This window comes from Rhizorhabdus argentea (genome assembly GCF_037861105.1).
GTDB classification, from domain to species: Bacteria; Pseudomonadota; Alphaproteobacteria; order Sphingomonadales; family Sphingomonadaceae; genus Rhizorhabdus; species Rhizorhabdus argentea.
The window spans coordinates 56262-76460 of the sequence record NZ_JBANFK010000005.1 but is presented as its reverse complement, the minus strand read 5'-3'; the positions used below and the strand labels follow the sequence as shown (position 1 = coordinate 76460).

The following is a 20199-nucleotide window of genomic DNA, read 5'->3' as shown; positions in this document are numbered from 1 at the left end:
AGCCGATACTCACTGCGTTGGGGGGCTGTATGGCGTTGGATCGGGGGACATTGACGCGCGCGGATCTGTCGGAGGAAGTGCATCGAGAAATCGGCTTGTCGCGGGCAGATTCGGCATCGGTGGTCGAGCAGGTGCTCGAACATATGTGCTGTGCGCTGGCCAAGGGCGAGAATGTGAAGATTTCCGGTTTCGGCAGCTTCATTTTGCGCGAAAAGGGAGAGCGCGTTGGGCGTAATCCCAAGACAGGTATCGAAGTGCCGATTGCGCCGCGTCGCGTGCTGACCTTTCGGGCCAGCCAGATGCTGCGGGATAGGATTGTTGCGGGAAATTAAGGCGACGTTTCAATGAGTTCGGGCGGAGATAAGGCCGAGGATGCATTCCGCACGATCGGCGAACTTTCGGCTGAGCTCGGCATCCAGCAGCACATTCTGCGCTATTGGGAAACGCGCTTTCCGCAGCTGCGGCCGCTCCAGCGGGCTGGCAACCGGCGCTATTATCGCCCGGCCGATGCGGCATTGGTTCGGCGCATCCACAGCCTGCTCAACGAGCAGGGCTACACGATTCGCGGCGTGCAGAAGCTGCTCGGCCAAAAGTCGTCCGTCGAGCCCGAGGCGCCTCCACCTCCGCCGATCGCGCCGCAACCGGTGCTGGTGGTGAACCAGTCCAGCCTGCCGTCCTCCGCCCGCGCGGAACTGATGGCGATTCGCGGATCGTTGATCGAGGCCCTGGCAGCGGACATGGATTGACCTCGCTCCCCCCTTGGGGAGAGGTTTGGTCTCCTAGTCCCGGTCGGGCCCTAGCGCGGGGTCGAGGTCCCTCGGCCGCACGAACAGCGACAACCTGCCTGCATTCGGCTGGACATCCTCCCAACGATCGACCGCGAAGCTGATCTCGGCGATGCTGGCCGTCGGGAACTTTTCCTCGACCTGATCGCGCGCGTCGTCGCCGGGCTTGTCCGGCACCATCATCAGCACAAGGTCCTCGAGACCAGGATTATGGCCAACGAGCAGCAGGCTGTCATAGCGGTCATCGGCCTCATGGACGACATCGAGCAACGATACCGCCGAGGCGAGGTAGATCCGCTTATCCCACGCGGGAGCGGGGAGCTCGCCAGCCCCCTCCGCCAGATGCTCGATCGTTTCGACGACCCGGATCGCCGGCGAGGCGACGATATGGTCGAAATCGACGTGATGCGCGCGGAGATATTCGCCGACCCGCTGGGCGGCGCGCTTGCCCTTGGCATTGAGCGGCCGATCGAAATCGCGCGAGACCGGGTCGTCCCATCCCGATTTCGCGTGGCGCAGCAGCGTAAGCTTCTTCACTATTCCTGCGCCCTCCCTCGGTCCCCCATCAGCTGATGCCCGAAAGCGGCGTCGGAAGAAAGTCTGGCGAGGGCGCATTTTCGCGCGCTGCCACGCGGGCCACGGCTTCATCCAGCGTCACCCGTAGAACCGGCACGCCTCCCGGAAAGGCTTCCAGCAGGCGAGACGGCGCGGCGGCGCCGAGCAGCACGAAATGGCCGCGGTCGGCGGCGCTGCGGATCAGCCGACCAAACGCCTGGCGCAGTCGGGCACGCACGATCCGGTCGTCGAAAATCGTTCCACCGCCGGCGGCCTTGCGCGCCGCGTGCAGCACGGTAGGGCGGGGCCAGGGAATCCCCTCCATCACCACCAGCCGCAGCGAATCGCCGGGTACGTCGACCCCGTCGCGCAGGGCATCGGTGCCGAGCAGCGAGGCGTGGGGGTCGTCGCGGAAGATATCGACCAGAGTACCGGTGTCGATCGGATCGACATGCTGGGCATAGAGCGGCAGGCCGTCGCGCGCGAGCCGGTCGGCGATGCGGGCATGGACGGCGCGCAGCCGTGAGATCGCGGTGAACAGGCCGAGCGTGCCGCCGCCTGCCGCGGCGATCAGCCGGTGATAGGCCTGGCCGAGCTGGGCGACGTCGCCACGCTTCAGATCGGTGACGACCAGCACTTCGGCGTGATTGGCATAGTCGAACGGGCTCGGCACCGCGACATGGCGCGGAGCATGGTCCAGATGAGCAGCGCCGCTGCGTGCATCGGCAATCGTCCAGTCCTCGCCGTCGCGCAGCGTCGCCGAAGTGACAAGCACGCCATGCGCGGGCTTGAGCACCGTTTCGGCCAGCGGGCGGGCCGGATCGAGCCAGTGGCGATGCAGGCCGATATCATATTCGCGGCCCTCGCCTCTATCGACTGCGAGCCAGTCGACGAAGTCGGGGTCGAGAGGGCCACCGAGTCGCGCGAGCATAGAAATCCAGGCGGCGACGAGCTGACCGCGCTGGGTGAGACCGGCGATGGCGCCCTCGATCCGTGCCCGCGCCTGCCCGTCCAGCCAGTCGGGCGCGTCATCCATCACCGCGGCCAGCCGCTGCTTGAGCCGCGCCATCGGCCGCACCAGCGATTCGAGCGCCTCAATCGCCGGCTGCGCCGCCTCGATCAGCTCGGGACCGGGCTCGCCGACGTCGGTTTCAAGTCCATAGCCGGCATCCTGCGCGCTGGCTCGCGCATAGACCGTGGCGCGCACTGCGGCGAGCAGGCGCTCAACCGGCCCGAGCGGCAGGTTTTCCGCCAGCCGGCCCAGCCAGCCATCGGCCGGCAACTGTGTCGCTGCTGCCGATGCGGCCTCGATCGCCAGCGCACCCTCGTCATCATAGCTCGCCACATCGGACAGCCGCGCCGCGAGGCCGCGGCGCCGGCCACGCGCCTTCGACTCCGGGCCGATGATCCAGCGGCGCAGTTCGATCGCTTCCTGACCGGTCAGCGCGGCGGCAAAGGTCGAATCGGCGGCATCGAAGAGATGATGGCCTTCGTCGAAGATTATCCGGCCGAGCGGGTGGCCCTCGTCGGTGCGGCGCTGGGCGAGGATCATCACCAGTGCATGATTGGCGATGACGATTTCGGCGGACTCTGATGCCCGCGCAGCACGCTCGATGAAGCATTTCCGGTAGTGCGGGCAGCCGGCATAGACGCATTCGCCACGCCGGTCGGTCAGCGCCGTCGATCCTGCTCGGCGGAACAGGGTCGGCAGCCAGCCGGGCAGGTCGCCGCCAACCATATCGCCATCGCGGCTATATTGCGCCCAGCGCGCAACCAGTTGGGCGAGCACAGCCGCCCGGTTCTGGAAGCCGCCCTGCAGTGCATCCTCAAGGTTCAGCAGGCAGAGATAATTTTCGCGGCCCTTGCGGACGACCACCTTCTGCCGCCGTTCCAGCGGGTCGGGGAACAGCCGCTTCGTCTCCTGGTCCAGCTGGCGCTGCAGCGCCTTGGTGTAGGTCGAGATCCACACCCCGCCGCCGGACTGCTGGGCCCAGAGCGAGGCCGGGGCGAGATAGCCGAGCGTCTTGCCGATGCCGGTGCCGGCCTCGGCCAGCACCATGTTGGGACGGCCATCACCTGTTCGCGGATCGAAGGCGCGGGCATTGACGGCGGCATAATGGCGCTGCCCCTCGCGGATCTCCGCGCCGTTGCCCACCAGCGCCGCCAGCCGGCCCAGCGTTTCCTCCTCGCCCAGCACCACGTTGCGCGGCTGCGGACGCGGTGCGGCCTCATCCCATTCGGGCAGGCGGGCGAACAGACCGCGTTCGGGCTTCGCCGGTGCGCGCAGCGCCTCGCCCACGGCAGCCGTCCACGGCCAGCGCAGCCGCCCGAGCGATTGCGCGCTGTTCCAGGCGCCCTTGCGTTCGGCCCATCCCTCGGGCTCCGCCATCCGCGCGAGCAGGGCGCGGGCCGCTTCGAGCAGGAAAGCCGGCGCTCGCGCATCGTCGACCGGCGGCCTCAGGCTCAGCGCGCGGGCGAGCCCGGCAGGGGTCGGGACGGCGAAGCGCGCCGGATGCACGAAGGCGAACAGCTCCAGCAGATCGAGGCCGGAAAACTCGGCGATGCCCAGCCGGGTTGCCGTAACCGCGGCGTTGAGCACGATCATCGGCGTCTCGGCTGCGCGTGCCGCCGCCTCTCCCCGCCCGATCCCGCGCACGTCGCCATCCGGAGAGGCGATCCAGATGCCGCCATGGGTGGCGTAGAGCGCGGGATAGGGCAGGGGAGCGGGCATTCGCGGCGAATGTAGGGGATCGGGAACGATAGGGGAACAGCTGTCACGCCGCCGTCGTACGAAAATGCGGATTTGGCGCAGAAGTGCAACCATCCACTGCGTCGTTCCAGCGAAGGCGGGACCTTTGCGCATCCACGAATATATCGCTGCACGTCGGCCCGGCGGAGGCCTGAGTCTCGAGAGGTAAGGGCGCGCGTGAGTCTCCTGAGATTCCGGCCTCCGCCGGAATGACGATCTGGGGTCGTGCGTACTTATGCAAAGGTCCCGTCTTCGCGGGAATGGCGGAAGTACATGTAGAGCTCACGCCGTCCACTGGCATGACGGTTGTTTTTCTCGCTAACGTCCCGCTACAGGGACCGATCATGTCAGATAGCATCACCCCCGCCCAGTTGCGCGAAGCCGCGCTCGTCTCCAAGGCCTGGCCCTATGAAGAGGCGCGCAAGCTGCTCAAGCGCTACGAGAAGGGCGCGCCGGACAAGGGGCATGTCCTGTTCGAGACCGGCTATGGCCCGTCCGGCCTGCCGCACATCGGCACCTTCAACGAGGTGCTGCGCACCACCATGGTTCGCCATGCCTATGAGGAGCTGTCGGACATACCGACCCGGCTGATCGCGTTCAGCGACGATATGGACGGCCTGCGCAAGGTGCCCGACAATGTCCCGAACCAGGCGATGCTCACCGAATATCTCGGCAAGCCGCTGACCAAGATCCCTGACCCATTCGAAAAATTCGAAAGCTTCGCGCATCACAATAATGCGATGCTGCGGCAGTTTCTCGACCAGTTCGGCTTCGAATACGACTTCCGTTCCTCGACCGAAGCTTATGAGGGCGGCGAGTTCGACGAGGCGCTGAAGGGCATCCTCCGCCATTATGACGCGATCATGGGCGTGATGTTGCCGACCCTGCGCAAGGAGCGGCAGGCTACCTATTCGCCGGTGCTGCCGATCAGCCCGAAGACCGGCATCGTCCTGCAGGTGCCGGTCGAAGTGGTCGATGCCGAGGCTGGGCTGATCCGCTTCACAGATGAGGGCGAGGTGGTCACCCAGTCGATTTTCGGCGGTAAGGCCAAGCTTCAGTGGAAGGTGGACTGGGCGATGCGCTGGGTCGCGCTGGGCGTCGACTATGAGATGTCGGGCAAGGATCTGATCGATTCGGTGACCCAGTCGTCAAAGATCGCGCGCGTGCTCGGCGCGCGGCCGCCCGAGGGTTTCAACTACGAGATGTTTCTCGACGAGAAGGGCGAGAAGATCTCGAAGTCGAAGGGCAACGGCCTGAGCCTCGATCAGTGGCTGACCTATGGGCCGCAGGAGAGCCTGGCGTTCTACGCCTATCGCGAGCCGAAGAAGGCCAAGCAGCTCCACATGGGAGTGATCCCCCGCGCGGTGGATGAGTATTGGCAGTTCCGCGGCAATTATCCTGCCCAGCCGATCGAACAGAAGCTCGGCAATCCGGTCCACCATATCCATAATGGCAGACCGCCCGAGGGTGAACTGCCGGTGACGTTCGGATTGCTGCTCAACCTGGTCGGAGTGATGGGGGATGCGTCGAAGGAGCAGGTCTGGGGCTATCTTGCCAATTACGTCCCCGATGCGGATGCGGCGCGATATCCGGAACTGGATCGGCTGATCGGCCATGCACTCGCCTATAATCGCGATTTCGTTGCGCCGACGCTGAAGCGCCGCAAACCCCAAGACAACGAGGCCGCGGCGCTGCGCGCGCTCGATGCGAAGCTCGCCGGCATGCCGGCCGCCGCATCCGCCGAGGATATCCAGAACGAGGTCTATGCGATCGGCAAGGACGAAGCCTATGGCTTTGCGTCACTGCGCGACTGGTTCAAGGCGCTCTACGAAACCCTCCTGGGCGCCGAGCAGGGCCCCCGCATGGGCAGCTTCATAGCGCTATATGGCATCGCCAACAGCCGCAAGCTGATCGCCGAAGCCCTAGCCTAGAGCGGTATGGACCGGTTGCACCGGATCGGCCGCTTCATGCCTATTGTCTACCGCGATTTCCGAGTCGTCAGAGGATTCGATCTGACTTTTTGTTGTACGTGGAAACCCTTAGCCTTGGCTAAGCGTTTCGCGTCCGGTCCATCCCCTTTCGGACTGGCATAGCGCGGCAACGCGCATGTCGACCGCGCCGTTGCGTATCATGCGGCGCGGTCACAGGGGATGGGCTCCCTCCCTCCCCTTGTTGTCATGCCGAACTTGTTTCAGCATCCACGCCTCCACACTGGAAGCTTCTCGAGCGGAAGAGTGGATCCTGAAACAGGTTCAGGATGACGTATCGGGTTTGATCGCACCCGCTACCGCGTCGCCTTCATCCAGGCGTCGATCTTCGCCTCGAGGACCGTCATCGGCAGCGCGCCGCTGTCGAGCACCTGTGCATGGAAGGCGCGCGGATCGAACCTTGCGCCGAGCGCCTTTTGCGCCAGCGCCTTTTCCTTGAGGATCGTCAGAGCGCCGATCTTGTACGCGAGTGCCTGGCCGGGAATGGCGATGTAGCGCTCGACCTCGGCTGTTGCGTCGCTCTTCCCGATGTTCGAGTGGCTGAGCATATAATCGATCGCCTGGTCGCGCGTCCAACCCTTGGCGTGGATGCCGGTGTCGACCACCAGCCGCATCGCCCGCAACATCTCGTCGGACAGGCCGCCAAATCGCTGATAGGGATCGGTTTCCATGCCGAGCTCCTTCCACAGCGTCTCGGCATAGAGCGCCCAACCCTCGACGAAGGCGGTGTTGCCGCCGAAACGCATGAACGCCGGGAGCGCCTCATTCTCCTGCGCCAGGCTGATCTGGAAATGATGCCCCGGCACCGCCTCGTGGAGATAGAGCGTCTCCATGCCCGGCGTGGTGCGCGATTTCAGGTCATAGGTGTTGTAGTAGAAGGTGCCGGGCCGCGATCCATCGGGCGTGCCCTGCTGGTAGCTTCCGCCGGCCTCAGTCTTCTCGCGATAGGGTTCGACCGCCTTGATTTCGAGCGGGGTCTTGGGAATCAGCGAGAACTGCTCGCGGACGCGCTCGTCGACCCGCTTGCCGATCCGGAAATATTCGTCGCGCAGCCATGCCGCGCTGACCGGCTGGAATTTGGGATCGTCGCGAAGATAGACGAAGAACTCGGCGAGGCTCCCCTTGTAGCCGACCCGAGTCTTGATCGTCTCCATCTCGCTGGTGATTCGCGCCACCTCCTTCAGGCCCAGCTGGTGGATCTCTTCGGCGTTCAGCGGCAGCGTCGTATTGGCCTCGATCATATAGGCGTAGAGTTTGTCGCCGCCCTTCATTCCCGAGAGCCCGACGCTGTCGCGCGCCACCGGCAGATATTCGTTCTTCAGGAAATCGCGGAAGCGGATGTAGGCGGGTCGGATGCCGTCGCGTATGACGGCGGCGGTCTCCGCCCGGAGACGAGCCTGATCGGCGGGCGATATTCCGTCCGGAAATTTGTCGACCGGCCCGTAGAAGGTCGAGCCTTCGACGCCTTGCGCGATCTGCAGGTTGAGCTGGTCGATCATGTTCTTGACCACCAGCTTCGGTTCGACGACGCCCGATTTGATTCCTTCGCGGAAGCGCGTGATCCACAGATCGATCTTCGCGACATAGGCGCGGTGCCGCTTCAGGTTGTTCTCATAGTCCGTCACCGTCTTGAACGGCGCGGCGCCTTCGCCCGAAGCGAAGCCTGGATAGGAAGTGTGGAAGCCGGAGAAATGGTCGACCGGCTGCACGGCGGTGACCGCCAGCAGTTCGGGCGCAAGCCCTCTCAAGCCGAGCCTGGTCTGCCATTCGAACACGTCATAGGCGATCTGTTTGGTCGGAGTCAGGCGCTTGCGGTCGATCCGCCTGAGCGCGGCAAGCTCGGCCTCCCCGGCGAGGCGCTCGGCCTCAAAATAAGCATCGGTGCCGAAATCGCCGAGGCGATCGGCATAGCGCAGATCGCCGCGATAGATGGCGCTCAGCGGATTGCGCTGAAGCGACGCTTCGTCGCTGTCGTGGAACAGCTTGATCAGGGCGGCTTCCTCGGCGGATGCTGTCTGGATCATCGGTTGCGCGGAGGGCGCTGCCAAGGCGGGTGCGGACATCGCGGCAAGGGCCGTCGCGGCGATGAGAATCGGTCTGATCGGCATGGGGAGGAAGGCATCCTGAATTGGGCGGGTCCCTGTGCTATTCTCCCAATACAGCGCAGGCAAGAAGCCCGGGCGTTTCCACCCGGGCTATCTGTGGCGGCTCTTACCAGAAGAAGCCGTTGTGGACTTCCAGGACGCGGCCGGTGCGGACGTTCACCAGGACCACATCGTTGCCGTAGCGAACCCAGCGATTATAGCCGCTGGTGCGCGGGAGGCGATAGCGCCACGGGTCCGAGATCACGTAGCGCGAGCTATAGTAATGCGGCTGGAAACGATATCCGGCGGCGACTGGACGATAGGCATAGCCGCGGGGGCCGACATAGGCCGGACGGCGATAGGCTTCGCGATGGGTGCGGCGATAGTCGCGCCAGTCCTCGCGTGCTTCGCGACGGGCGTCACGCAGATCTTCCCGAGCCTCGCGCACATCGCGCCGGTCGCCATATCGCTGCGCCTCGCGCAGATCCTGGCGCTGCTCGCGCACCTCGCGCTGGCTTTGGCGTGCCTCGCCCATCGACTGAGCCTGGGACATCGAGGGAATCGCCACCGCTGCCATCAAGGCCAATATCACCGGTTTACGCATCGGATCTCTCCTTCACTTCCGAAACTGTGTCGCGGTGGTCCAACAGGTCCGTGCCGCGACAGGCTCCGGTGTCGCACGGCAGGCCTGAACCGGGGGGGAATGCGATCGTCAGCGAAATGAAAGGATGCGGTGTGATCCGTACCACTCGCGAGATTCGGCTCGCCAAAACCGAAAGGCCCGGCGGCATCGCTGCCGCCGGGCCTCCTCGGCCACTCTCCTTGCCGAACCCTCTAGAGGAAGAAGGAGTAGATGATGTCGACGATCTCGCCGGTTCGGATGTCGACCAGCGCGACATCGTCGAAGTAGCGCACCCAGCGATAGTCGCCATAAGCCGGGGGCAGGCGATAGTAGAAGGGATCGTCGATCCAGTAGCTCGAGCTGTAGACCCAGGGATCGAAGCGATAGCCGGGCGACCAGCGCCGATAGCTGTAGCCATAGCGCCCTTGATAGCGCGGCATCCGATAGATGTTGCGGTTGTGGTTGCGATAGTCCTGCCAGCCATAGCGCCGGTCGTTGCGCCAATCGCGGCTCCAGTCGCGATCGTTGCGGCCATTCCAGTCACGCCGGTCAGTGCTCCAGCGGCGGTTGCCGTCGTCGCGGCCGTCGCGATTCCAATCGCCGGTGCGAACGCCGTCCCGACCATCGCGATTCCAGTTGTGGTCGTCCCGCCGGCCATCGCGGTTCCAGTCGCGATTGTCGCGGTTGCCGTCGCGGTTCCAGTCGCGGTGCTCGACGCTGCGGCGATCGACCTGATTGCCTTGTACTGCCTCATTGTTGCGCGCCATCGCCTCGCGGCGCTGCTGCCACATCCGGGCACCGTCAGCGCTGCGCTCACGCACCCCGCTGTCGATGCGCGACTCGACCGCCTGCCGCTGAATGACCGGGCGCTCGACCGCCTGCCGCTCCACGGCGCGCGCTTCCGAGCGCTGCTGGAAAACTTCGCGACGCGACTCGCCGCCGGCCGCCGCCGGCCGATCGCCGCCGCCTCGCTGCCAGCCGCCTTCGCGACCGCCGCGCTGCCACCCGCCGGCTTGCTCGCCGCCGCGATCGCGGCCGCGCTCCTGGGCCTGCGCCGCGATCGGCGTCAGCATCGCCGCGCCCAGCAACAAGCCGATCATGGTCCTCGAAAGGTTACGCATCGGAATACTCTCCACATGGGCGGCCAGGTGCCGGCCTTTTCGTGCTGATACGCCTTGTCGACTGAGTCCCCGCTGAACCCGATCGTCAGCAACCAGAAAGAATCGGCGAACTCAGCCGCCACCCTTCGCATCGAGCGCAGGAATCGCACGAGCGGCGTCGGCGGGATCGATGCCGGGCGGCGGTGCTGCCGCTATCGTCTCGCTGCCGGCGAGCACACGGCCGGCGCGGCGCACGGCACGGCGAATGCGCGGATAGGTGCCGCAGCGGCACAGGTTCGTCATCGCCCCGTCGATCTCGGCATCTGTCGGACCATGATTCTTGTCCAGCAGTGCGGCGGCCGCCATGATCATGCCGGACTGACAATATCCGCATTGCGGCAGGTTTTCCGCCACCCAGGCCTGTTGCACGGCATGGCTGCGATCGAGCGACAGCGCCTCGATGGTGGTGACGAAGCTACCCTCGATCGAGCCGATCGGTACCTGACAGGAGCGCACCGCCTGCCCGTCGATATGCACGGTGCAAGCACCGCAAAGCCCAGCGCCGCAGCCATATCTGGTGCCGGTCAGGTTCGATGCATCGCGCAAGGCCCAAAGCAGCGGAGTCGCAGGGTCCATCTTATAGTGGATCGGCTGGCCGTTGACGGTGAATCTTGTCATACCCCGTCATAGCGGGAAGCTGGCGGCCACACAGCGCAAAAAAGCGTGGCGAGGCTTGAAGAATCAAAGGGCCACTGGTAGGGGCGGCGCTTCACGGCGCGGAATGGCTTTCGCGGCGACACGCTGTTTTGCGTTGAAGCTGGAGACACCGTCGGATCGGCGGCGTGGATGGTTCGCTCCGCAAATGATTGGAGAATTGGGTTTTTTATGCAGATCATCGTTCGCGATAATAATGTCGACCAGGCGCTGCGCGCACTCAAGAAGAAGCTGCAGCGCGAGGGTGTTTATCGCGAAATGAAGCTGCGCCGCCATTATGAGAAGCCGTCGGAAAAGCGTGCGCGCGAACGTGCCGCCGCCATCCGCCGCGCCCGCAAGCTCGAGCGCAAGCGCATGGAACGCGACGGCGTCCGGTAAGATAATGGCGTAACCGGCGCCCGAATCCATCGGGCGGCGGCAGTTCATAATTGCTAGAGAGAGCGAGCCGCCTATGTCGGAAGTGACCGCCGTCCCCCTTCGTCCGATCACGAAGGGTTCGCTCGTCAAGCTGTGGGTCGGCGTAGCGGTAGTGATCGCCATCGCCATGTTTGCAGCCTATGCCGGCACAGCGAAGCAGGTCGCGATGGCGATGTCGCCGAACGAGTTCCTCGCGTCCAACGGCAAGAAGAGCGGCGTCGTGACGCTCCCCTCGGGCCTCCAGTACGAAATCCTCCAAGAAGGCAGCGGTCCCAAGCCGGGCCCCAGCGATGTCGTTCTCGTCGATTACGAGGGCAAGCTGGCGAATGGCGAGGTGTTCGACTCGAGCGCCCGCCATGGTGGTCCGCAGCCACTGCCGCTGCAGGGCATGATCCCCGGCTGGACCGAGGGGCTGCAGTTGATGAACACCGGTTCCAAATATCGCTTCTGGATGCCGCCGGCGCTCGGTTTCGGCGAGACGGGTGCGCCGCCGAAGATTCCGGGCAACGCGCTGGTCAGCTTCGACGTGACGCTGAACGCGATCATGCCGCCACAGGCTCTGGGAATGGGCGGGATGCCGCCGGGCCATGGCGGGATGTAACCCGCCAGGCTGCTGGACAAGATAAGAGAGGACGGGGCCGCAGCGATGCGGCCCCATTCTTTTGGGCGGGTGGCTGTCGCGTGAGTGATCCCCTCAGTGGAAGGCGCCGAACAACACTCCGTCATTCCGCGAATCAACGGAAACGCATCGCTCTGGGTTCAGTGTTCCGTCGTCCATGGATCCCCGCTTTCGCGAGGATGACGGCTATAGCCGGAGAGATGGTGAGCGAGCGAGTTCGCTCGAAAGCGGAACGGCAGCTCACCTTCCACGCAGGGCCGCTACTCCGCGGTGCGCTTGGCACGCTCCTCCAGAAAAACCTTGATCATCGCCACGATCGGGTCGGCCATGGCGAGTCCGACGATGCCGAACAAGGTGCCGAACAGAAGCTGCGCCGCGAGAATGAGTGCCGGGGCAAGGTCGACCGAGCGGCGCGCGACCCAGGGAACGATGATGTTGCCGTCGATTACCTGGACCGCGACATAGATGATGATCGCCCAGACGCCGGTGTCGACACCCGCGGAGAAGCCGACCAGGATGATCAGGACACCCGAGATGATCGAGCCGATGTTCGGCAGGAAGGCCAGGATGCCGGTCAGCAGGCCGAGCAGCGCCGCCATCGGTACGCCCGCGAGCGAGAGTGCGATGCCGGTGCCGAATCCCTCCACGGCCATGCCGATCAGCCGGCCGAACATCAGCCGGCGCATGGTGTAGCCCATGCGTTCGGAGGTTGCATAGAAGTCGGCGCGGCGGTGGATCGGCAGCAGCCAGGCGAAACCGCGCTCGTACAGCCGGGGCTCGGCGGCGATGAACACGCCCAGAACCAGGATCATCGCCATGCTCGATACCGCGCCGAGCGCGCTGCCGACCCAGGAGGTCAGCCGGTCGAAGGATCCCATCAATTCGCTGGTGATTGCCTGGCCGCCACCGGTCTTGGGCAGCATTCCGCGGGCCTGCGCCCAATCCAGGACGCGGGTAAGCTGCGACTCGACGACCACCCGCAGCGCTTCGAACTGTCCGGCGATCTGCGAGCCGGCGAAATACATCGTCCAGCCGAGGAAGGCGGCGACTCCGACGCAGATGATCAGCAGCCGCCAACCGCGCGGAACCGGCAGGACGCGGCCGAGCAGGCGGGTGCCGCCGTCGAGCATGGTTGCGAAGACGACGGCAGCAAACACCAGCAACAGGGGCTGGACGAGCAGTACGACCAGCGCGATTGCGCAGGCCAGCCCTAGCCACACCGCTGCCTTGTGCAGTTCGTGGACGGTCGTTGCCGAGCGGCTGTCCGACGGGCCGGGCTGCTCTATCTTGCGGCCCGCCATGTGTTCAGCGTTCCTCGCGCTGCGGGTGGAGGCTTGTTCCTGCGCGGCCGCCGCGGAGCGCCGAGAACCAGCTCAGCGGGTTCCACAGCTTGGTCGTGCCGTCGAGCGAGAAGGTGATGAATTCCGCGCGGCCGCCGATATTCTCGAACGGCACCGGCCCGTCGAGCCCGTTGCGATAGGCTGGCACCCGGCTGTCGGCCGACTGGTCGCGATTGTCGCCCATCACGAAAATATGGTCGGCGGGGATGGTGATCGCGGAATAATCGTCGATCTCGGGCATATAGCCCAGATCGATCGTGTCGTAGCTGCGGCCATTGGGCAGCGTCTCGCGGAAGCGGGGCAACGCGCAATAGAGCTTGCCATCGGGCCCGGTCATCCGGAAGCGGGCGACCTCATATTGGTCGCACGGGACATTGGCATCGACCGGGATCATCGCCGGCGCCTCGGGCATGCGCTTGACCGGCACGCCGTTGAGCACGACCACGCCGCCGCGCACTTCGAGTCGGTCGCCGGGCAGGCCGATCACGCGCTTGATGAAATCGGTGTCGGCTTGGGGCGGCTTGAGGATGACGATGTCGCCGCGCTCGGGCAGGCGACCGAACAGCCTTCCGCGCAAGAAGGGCAGCACATGGAAGCTGGGCGACACATAGGACCAGCCGTAGGGATATTTGGTAACCACCAGCCGGTCGCCGGTGATCAGTGTCGGCATCATCGATTCGGACGGAATATAGAAGGGCTTTGCCACGAAGCTGTGGAAGCCGAGTACCGCCAGAATCAGCCAGAAGATACCGCGCGCCTCGGCGAGCCAGTCGGTACCCTGCTTTTTCGGGGCGGCCGGTGTCTCGACCGGGGTGGCGGGCAGGTCGCTCGCATTGTCCATTTTATCACTCGGCTGATCGCTCACGCGATCCTCTCCTTAGAGCGGGCGGGCATATAGAATAACGAACGCCTGCGCCCAGGGGTGATCGTCCGTCATGGTCAAATGTACGTCCACCGCGTGGCCCGGCGGCGTCAGCGCGTCAAGCCTTGCCTTGGCCCCCCCGGTCAAAACCAGGGTCGGGGCACCGCTCGGCAGATTGGCGACACCGATATCCTTCATGAACACGCCAGCCCGGAAGCCGGTACCGACCGCTTTCGAAAAAGCCTCCTTGGCCGCGAATCGCTTGGCGTAGGTGCCGGCGCGGGTCAGCGGGCGCCGCTCGGCGCGCGCATATTCGCGTTCGGTGAACACGCGATCGATGAAACGCTGGCCGAATCGATCGAGTGACTTCTGGATACGCTCGATATTGCAGAGGTCGGAACCGATCCCGACGATCATATTATCCCTCTCATCAAGTGGAAGACGGGATTCACCTCGCCTCGTCCATCAGTGCGCGCATCCGTTTCACGACCGGGCCCAGCCCTTCGAAGATCGCTTCGCCGATCAGGAAATGGCCGATGTTGAGCTCTGCGATCTGCGGGATCGCGGCGACTGGCACGACATTGTCGAAGGTCAGGCCGTGGCCGGCATGCGGCTCGATGCCATTCTTGGCGGCGAGCGCAGCTGCTTCGGTAATGCGGGCCAGTTCGGCGCTGCGCTCCTCGCCTTCAGCATGGGCATAGCGGCCGGTATGGAACTCGACCACCGGAGCCCCGAGCGACAGCGCAGCCTCGATCTGGCGAGGGTCCGGCTCGATGAACAGGCTGACACGGATGCCTGCGTCTCCAAGCCGCGCAATCAGCGGCTTAAGGTGGTTATGCTGGCCCGCCGCGTTGAGCCCGCCCTCGGTCGTCACTTCCTCGCGCCGCTCGGGCACGATGCATGCGGCATGCGGGCGATGCTTCAGCGCGAGCGCCACCATCTCCTCGGTCGCCGCCATCTCCATGTTGATGGGCAGTTGGATTGCGCCGATCAGCCGGCCGATATCCTCATCGATGATGTGGCGGCGATCCTCACGAAGATGCGCGGTTATGCCATCGGCGCCGGCCTCGCTCGCAATCTGCGCGGCGCGGATCGGATCGGGGTAAAGCCCGCCGCGCGCGTTGCGAATGGTCGCGACATGGTCGATATTGACGCCCAGGCGCAGCCGGTTCACGCGGCGACCGTCGCGCGGCTGCCCGGCTTCATCGCGGGGATCGCCGCCAACTCGGGCGGCAGCGCATCGGCGGCATAGGTGGGGACTTCGAGTCGGATCAGCGGATAGAAGGGTACGCCGAGATCGGCGGTCCCGTTTGACCGGTCGACCAGCGACGCGGCGGCGATCACCTTGCCGCCAGCCTCCTCTACCGCCTTGATCGCCTCCCGCGACGACAGGCCGGTCGTGACGACATCCTCCATGAGCAGCACCTTCTGTCCGGGCTCGAGCCGGAAGCCGCGGCGCAGACCGAACACGCCCTCGGGCCGCTCGACGAACATCGCATCGAGTCCGAGCGCGCGGCCCATTTCATGGCCTGCGATGACACCGCCCATCGCCGGGGAGACGACCGCGCCGAGCTGGATCTTGATCTTGTCGGGAATCCTGAAGGCCAACGCCTCGGCGAGCCGCGCCGCCCGCGCCGGGTTCATCAGCACGCGTGCACACTGCAGGTAGCGGGGACTACGCAGCCCGGACGACAGGATGAAGTGCCCCTCCAGCAGCGCCTCCGCAGCCCGGAACTCAGCCAGCACATCGTCGTCCGTCATCATCTGAATCCCGTTTCCCGCTGCCGCTTTGCAGCATAAGGCCCAGATAGAGGTATGAGATAATCGCTTCAACCGCTTGCATTCGGCGCGAAGCGGTGCTTGAGGCACAGCGAAGCCGCGCCTATAAGGCGCTCGATTTCGTAGGGCCCGATAACAGGCAGGCGCGGATTCTAACGCGCTTCACGGGGGTAAGATGAAGACGTTCAAGACAATAATGATGGCGCTCTCGCTGGCTGCCGTGCCATTGGCGGTCCAGGCTCAAGAAGCTGCACCGGCTCCGGCGCCCGCCGCGGCCGCCCCCGCTGCGACGACGGCTCCTGCCGCGCCGGCCTTCGTGCACCGTGCGCCGGAAGCCGATATCGGCCAGCCGATTCCCGGCGGCTACAAGATCCAGCCGCAGGTCACCTCGATCGGCGAAGACGCGCAGTGGTTCCACAACGTTCTGCTGGTCCCGCTGATCACGATCATCTCGGTCTTCGTGCTGCTCCTGCTGGGCTGGGCCTCGTTCCGCTACCGCGCCAAGGCGAACCCGGTTCCGTCGAAGACATCGCACAACACCGTGATCGAGATCATCTGGACGCTCGTCCCAGTGCTGATCCTGCTGGTGATCGCCGTGCCTTCGATCCGGTTGCTCGCGCATCAATATTCGCAGCCCAAGCCCGACCTGACGATCAAGGTGATCGGCAACCAGTGGTACTGGACCTATCAATATCCCGATAATGGCGATTTCGAGCTCGTCTCGAACCTGCTGCCAGACGCCGAGGCCAAGAAGCGCGGCGAGCCGCGCCTGCTCGGGGTCGACGAGCGTGTCGTTGTTCCGGTGAATTCCGTCGTCAAGGTGATCGTCACCTCCAACGACGTGATTCATAGCTGGGCGGTTCCCGCTTTCTGGACGAAGATGGACGCCGTTCCCGGCCGTCTGAACGAAACCTGGTTCAAGGCCGATCGCGAAGGCCTTTATTATGGCCAGTGTTCGGAGCTGTGCGGCGCTCGCCATGGGTTCATGCCGATCGCAGTCGAGGTTGTCTCTAAGGACAAGTTCGCAGAATGGGTCCATTCCAAGGGCGGCAAGATGCCTGGCGAGGCGGCAGCAGCTGCTCCGGCCCCTGCAGCCGCAGAACCCGCAGCCGCGCCGGCGGCCGATGCCGCAGCACCGGGCGCTGCGCCCGCAACGCCAACCACGTCCCAGCCTGCGACTGCGCAGAAGTAAGGCCAGACCGATGACAGATACCACCGCATCTCCGTCGCAATTCCAGGCGCATGAGGAGCACTCCCATCATGACGCCGATCACAAGCCGGCGTTCTTCCAGCGCTGGTTCATGTCGACGAACCACAAGGACATCGGCACGCTCTACCTGATCTTCGCGATCTTCGCGGGCATCGTTGGCGGCGGTATTTCGGGTCTGATGCGCGCGGAACTCGCCCATCCCGGCATCCAGTATCTGCAGACCTGGACGCAGCTGATGGGCGGCGCCGCCGATCTGGATACCGCGCTTCACATGTGGAACGTGCTGATCACCGCGCACGGTCTGATCATGGTGTTCTTCATGGTCATGCCCGCGATCATCGGCGGCTTCGGTAACTGGTTCGTGCCGATCATGATCGGCGCGCCCGACATGGCCTTTCCCCGCATGAACAACATCAGCTTCTGGCTGCTCGTTCCCGCGTTCACGCTACTGCTGGGTTCGTCCTTCTTTTCGGGCGGTACCGGCCACGGTGCGGGAACCGGCTGGACCGTCTATGCGCCGCTGTCGACCAGCGGCTCGGCCGGTCCGTCGGTGGATATGGCGATCCTGTCGCTACACCTCGCGGGCGCTTCGTCGATCCTCGGTGCGATCAACTTCATCACCACCATCTTCAACATGCGCGCGCCGGGCATGACGCTGCACAAGATGCCGCTGTTCGTGTGGTCGGTGCTGGTCACCGCCTTCCTGCTCCTGCTGGCACTGCCGGTGCTCGCCGCAGCGATCACGATGCTGCTGACCGACCGTAACTTCGGCACGACCTTCTACGATGCCTCGGGCGGCGGCGATCCGGTGCTCTATCAGCACCTGTTCTGGTTCTTCGGCCATCCCGAAGTGTACATCATGATCCTGCCGGGCTTCGGCATCATCAGCCAGATCGTCTCGACCTTCTCGCGCAAGCCGGTGTTCGGCTATCTCGGCATGGCTTATGCCATGGTCGCGATCGGGGTGGTCGGCTTCGTCGTGTGGGCGCACCACATGTTCACGACCGGCCTTTCGGTCGACACCAAGATGTACTTCACCGCGGCGACGATGGTGATCGCGGTGCCCACCGGCATCAAGATCTTCTCGTGGATCGCGACGATGTGGGGCGGCTCGATCAGCTTCAAGACCCCCATGCTGTGGGCGATCGGCTTCATCTTCATGTTCACGGTCGGCGGCGTCACTGGCGTCGTGCTCGCCAACGGCGGCGTCGATAACTATATGCACGACACCTATTATGTGGTCGCGCACTTCCACTATGTGCTTTCGCTTGGCGCGGTGTTCTCGCTGTTCGCTGCCTTCTACTACTGGTTCGGCAAGATGTCCGGCCGGATGTACAACGAGTTCCTGGGCCAGGTTCACTTCTGGCTGTTCTTCGTCGGCGTGAACGTCCTGTTCTTCCCGATGCATTTCCTGGGCCTCGACGGCATGCCGCGCCGCATCCCGGATTATCCGGATGCGTTCGCCAAGTGGAACGCGCTGGCAAGCCATGGCTACGAGATCATGGCCTTCAGCATGATCTTCTTCTTCATCAACATCTTCTGGTCGATGTTCGCGGGCAAGAAGGCGGAAGGGAACTATTGGGGCGAAGGCGCGACCACGCTCGAATGGACGCTGTCGAGCCCGCCGCCGTACCACCAGTTCGAACAGCTGCCGCATATCGGCGACGACCATCGCCATTGATCGGCTGCTGAACTGAAAGATGGACCGTCGCTTCGACATGATCGTTCAAGCGGCGGTTTCATCGGGATCAAATACCATGGCGAGTAAAGCTTATCCTGTTGCAACGGCGGCCACCGCCGATTGGCGCGACTTCCTCGCGCTGACCAAGCCGCGCGTGCTGTCGCTGGTGGTGTTCACCGGATTGTGCGGTCTGCTCGCAGCACCCGAGGCGATCAATCCGGTGCTCGGCTTCACCGCCATTCTTTGCATCGCGCTTGGCGCAGGCGCCGCTGGCGCGCTCAATCAATGGTATGAAGCCGATCTCGATGCGATGATGAAGCGCACCGCGGATCGCCCGCTGCCAGCCGGCCGGATGGACCGGCAGACGGCGCTCCACTTCGGCGTGGGGCTCGGCGCTTTCTCGGTGATCCTCATGGGCCTGGCGGTGAACCTGCTGTCCGCCGCGATCCTGGCCGTCTCGATCCTGTTCTACGTGCTTGTCTATACGGTGTGGCTCAAGCGCCGGACGCCGCAGAATATCGTCGTCGGCGGCGCGGCCGGCGCCTTTCCGGCGCTGATCGGCTGGGCCGCGGCGACCGGGCGGGTCGAAACGCTGCCGGTGCTGTTGTTCGCGCTCGTCTTCCTCTGGACGCCGCCGCATTTCTGGGCGCTCGCGCTGTTCATTAATTCGGATTATGCGCGTGCCGGCGTGCCGATGCTGCCGGCAGTTGCCGGCCAGCGCGCCACACGCATCCAGATCATGCTCTACACCGTGCCGATGGCGGTCGCCGCTGTCGCGCCCTGGGCGATGGGGCTGACCGGTGCGATCTACGGCATCGGCGCAAGCCTGTTGTCGGGACTGTTCCTGCTGCTGGCGCTGCGCGTCGGCTTCAGCCGCGAAACCGAGCAGGCGAAGATGAAGCCGGAACGGCATCTGTTCGCCTTCTCGATCCTTTATCTGTTCATGACCTTCGGTTTGATCGTCGCCGACAAGGTGCTGGCATGACCCCCTACACGCCCGAGGAACAGGCCGAGATCCGCCGCCGGCAAAAGTCGCGCGCCGTCGTTACCGCACTGATCCTGGGCGGGTTCGTCGTGCTGTTCTACGCCATTTCCGTCGCGAAGATGCTGTGAGCCTCGCTATCCTCCCCCACGATCGCAACGCGCGGGTCGGCATAGTCGCGCTGCTGGTCGCGCTCGCGATGCTGGCGCTTGGCTACGCAGCTGTGCCGCTATACCGGATGTTCTGCCAGGCCACCGGCTTTGGCGGCACGACCCAGCGCAGCGAAACCGGCGTGGCGCCCGGCGCCGTCGTCGGCAAGATCATCAATGTGCGCTTTGATGCCAATGTCTCGCCATCGCTGCCTTGGCGGTTCGCACCGGAAAAAAATGTCGCGCGCGTGGCGATCGGCGCCAGGCAGATGGCCTTCTTCAACGCCACCAATCTTTCCGATCATGCGATCACCGGGACCGCGGCGTTCAACGTCACGCCCGAGCTGGCCGGCGCCTATTTCACCAAGATCCAGTGCTTCTGCTTCACCAGCCAGACGCTGAAGCCGGGCGAGACGGTGCGCATGCCCGTGATCTACTATGTCGACCCCGCGATCCTGAAGGATAAGGAAGCGGGCAAGTTCAACGAAATCACTCTGTCCTACACCTTCTTCCCCGACAAATCCGCTGTGGATTCCGAACGGGCGGGCGGTTAAGGGACGATC

General features: G+C 64.6%; 21 protein-coding genes. 10 read left to right on the top strand and 11 right to left on the bottom strand.

What is annotated here, in order from left to right:
* Nucleotides 1–29: 29 nt before the first annotated feature.
* Together AAC645_RS06350 and AAC645_RS06345 are read left to right on the top strand one after the other, a co-directional pair.
* The gene (locus tag AAC645_RS06350; protein ID WP_340314674.1) at nt 30–332 is read left to right on the top strand and encodes an integration host factor subunit alpha; all 303 of its coding nucleotides are present in this window, start codon (nt 30–32) and stop codon (nt 330–332) included.
* A 12-nt stretch (nt 333–344) separates the two neighbouring features.
* On the top strand, nt 345–746 hold the full coding sequence (locus AAC645_RS06345) for a MerR family transcriptional regulator (protein ID WP_340314672.1): 402 nt from the start codon (nt 345–347) through the stop codon (nt 744–746).
* Between the two features lie 33 nt (nt 747–779).
* On the opposite strand, the gene AAC645_RS06340 is transcribed toward AAC645_RS06345, so the two are convergent.
* Entirely contained in the window at nt 780–1322 is a 543-nt protein-coding gene (locus AAC645_RS06340; RefSeq protein WP_340314671.1) for a SixA phosphatase family protein, read from the bottom strand.
* 28 nt (nt 1323–1350) lie between these two features.
* Nucleotides 1351–4071: an ATP-dependent DNA helicase gene (locus AAC645_RS06335; RefSeq protein WP_340314670.1), complete on the bottom strand. Its 2721-nt coding sequence runs from the start codon at nt 4069–4071 to the stop codon at nt 1351–1353.
* Nucleotides 4072–4433: 362 nt separating this feature from the next.
* On the opposite strand from AAC645_RS06335, the gene AAC645_RS06330 reads away from it, so the two are divergent.
* Complete coding sequence (locus AAC645_RS06330) at nt 4434–6020, top strand: lysine--tRNA ligase (RefSeq protein WP_340314668.1); 1587 nt, start codon at nt 4434–4436, stop codon at nt 6018–6020.
* A 353-nt stretch (nt 6021–6373) separates the two neighbouring features.
* Here the strand turns inward: AAC645_RS06330 and AAC645_RS06325 are convergent, their stop codons facing one another.
* From AAC645_RS06325 to AAC645_RS06310, 4 genes are all read right to left on the bottom strand, one after another.
* A complete protein-coding gene (locus AAC645_RS06325; RefSeq protein ID WP_340314666.1) occupies nt 6374–8185 on the bottom strand; it encodes a DUF885 domain-containing protein in 1812 nt (603 codons plus the stop codon).
* A gap of 103 nt (nt 8186–8288) precedes the next feature.
* On the bottom strand, nt 8289–8765 hold the full coding sequence (locus tag AAC645_RS06320; protein WP_340314665.1) for an RcnB family protein: 477 nt from the start codon (nt 8763–8765) through the stop codon (nt 8289–8291).
* 230 nt (nt 8766–8995) lie between these two features.
* A complete protein-coding gene (locus AAC645_RS06315) occupies nt 8996–9904 on the bottom strand; it encodes an RcnB family protein (protein WP_340314664.1) in 909 nt (302 codons plus the stop codon).
* Between the two features lie 111 nt (nt 9905–10015).
* Nucleotides 10016–10561, bottom strand: coding sequence for a (2Fe-2S)-binding protein (locus AAC645_RS06310; protein WP_340314662.1), 546 nt, complete (start codon nt 10559–10561; stop codon nt 10016–10018).
* Between the two features lie 207 nt (nt 10562–10768).
* On the opposite strand from AAC645_RS06310, the gene rpsU reads away from it, so the two are divergent.
* Together rpsU and AAC645_RS06300 are read left to right on the top strand one after the other, a co-directional pair.
* On the top strand, nt 10769–10975 hold the full coding sequence (gene rpsU / locus AAC645_RS06305; protein WP_029548939.1) for a 30S ribosomal protein S21: 207 nt from the start codon (nt 10769–10771) through the stop codon (nt 10973–10975).
* 73 nt (nt 10976–11048) lie between these two features.
* The gene (locus AAC645_RS06300; RefSeq protein ID WP_340314657.1) at nt 11049–11615 is read left to right on the top strand and encodes an FKBP-type peptidyl-prolyl cis-trans isomerase; all 567 of its coding nucleotides are present in this window, start codon (nt 11049–11051) and stop codon (nt 11613–11615) included.
* Nucleotides 11616–11893: 278 nt separating this feature from the next.
* On the opposite strand, the gene AAC645_RS06295 is transcribed toward AAC645_RS06300, so the two are convergent.
* The 5 genes from AAC645_RS06295 to pyrE are packed head-to-tail and all read right to left on the bottom strand — an operon-like array spanning nt 11894 to nt 15596.
* Entirely contained in the window at nt 11894–12934 is a 1041-nt protein-coding gene (locus AAC645_RS06295) for an AI-2E family transporter (protein WP_340314655.1), read from the bottom strand.
* Between the two features lie 4 nt (nt 12935–12938).
* Nucleotides 12939–13814: a signal peptidase I gene (gene lepB / locus AAC645_RS06290; protein ID WP_340314889.1), complete on the bottom strand. Its 876-nt coding sequence runs from the start codon at nt 13812–13814 to the stop codon at nt 12939–12941.
* A gap of 36 nt (nt 13815–13850) precedes the next feature.
* On the bottom strand, nt 13851–14252 hold the full coding sequence (gene acpS, locus AAC645_RS06285) for a holo-ACP synthase (RefSeq protein ID WP_340314653.1): 402 nt from the start codon (nt 14250–14252) through the stop codon (nt 13851–13853).
* 31 nt (nt 14253–14283) lie between these two features.
* Nucleotides 14284–15009 carry a pyridoxine 5'-phosphate synthase gene (locus tag AAC645_RS06280; RefSeq protein ID WP_340314651.1) on the bottom strand — a complete coding sequence of 242 codons (726 nt, stop codon included), beginning with the start codon at nt 15007–15009 and terminating at the stop codon, nt 14284–14286.
* On the bottom strand, nt 15006–15596 hold the full coding sequence (gene pyrE, locus AAC645_RS06275) for an orotate phosphoribosyltransferase (protein ID WP_340314888.1): 591 nt from the start codon (nt 15594–15596) through the stop codon (nt 15006–15008). The genes AAC645_RS06280 and pyrE overlap by 4 nt, the downstream gene beginning before the upstream one ends.
* A gap of 193 nt (nt 15597–15789) precedes the next feature.
* Between pyrE and coxB the strand changes: the two genes are divergently transcribed.
* The 5 genes from coxB to AAC645_RS06250 all read left to right on the top strand — a co-directional run bounded on the left by coxB (nt 15790) and on the right by AAC645_RS06250 (nt 20190).
* Nucleotides 15790–16806, top strand: coding sequence for a cytochrome c oxidase subunit II (coxB, locus tag AAC645_RS06270; RefSeq protein ID WP_340314649.1), 1017 nt, complete (start codon nt 15790–15792; stop codon nt 16804–16806).
* Between the two features lie 10 nt (nt 16807–16816).
* On the top strand, nt 16817–18505 hold the full coding sequence (ctaD, locus tag AAC645_RS06265; RefSeq protein WP_340314647.1) for a cytochrome c oxidase subunit I: 1689 nt from the start codon (nt 16817–16819) through the stop codon (nt 18503–18505).
* A gap of 76 nt (nt 18506–18581) precedes the next feature.
* Nucleotides 18582–19490 carry a heme o synthase gene (locus AAC645_RS06260; RefSeq protein ID WP_340314646.1) on the top strand — a complete coding sequence of 303 codons (909 nt, stop codon included), beginning with the start codon at nt 18582–18584 and terminating at the stop codon, nt 19488–19490.
* Nucleotides 19487–19618 carry a hypothetical protein gene (locus AAC645_RS06255; RefSeq protein ID WP_340314644.1) on the top strand — a complete coding sequence of 44 codons (132 nt, stop codon included), beginning with the start codon at nt 19487–19489 and terminating at the stop codon, nt 19616–19618. Before AAC645_RS06260 ends, AAC645_RS06255 begins: the two co-directional genes overlap by 4 nt.
* Nucleotides 19615–20190 carry a cytochrome c oxidase assembly protein gene (locus AAC645_RS06250; protein ID WP_340314643.1) on the top strand — a complete coding sequence of 192 codons (576 nt, stop codon included), beginning with the start codon at nt 19615–19617 and terminating at the stop codon, nt 20188–20190. The genes AAC645_RS06255 and AAC645_RS06250 overlap by 4 nt, the downstream gene beginning before the upstream one ends.
* Nucleotides 20191–20199: the final 9 nt, after the last annotated feature.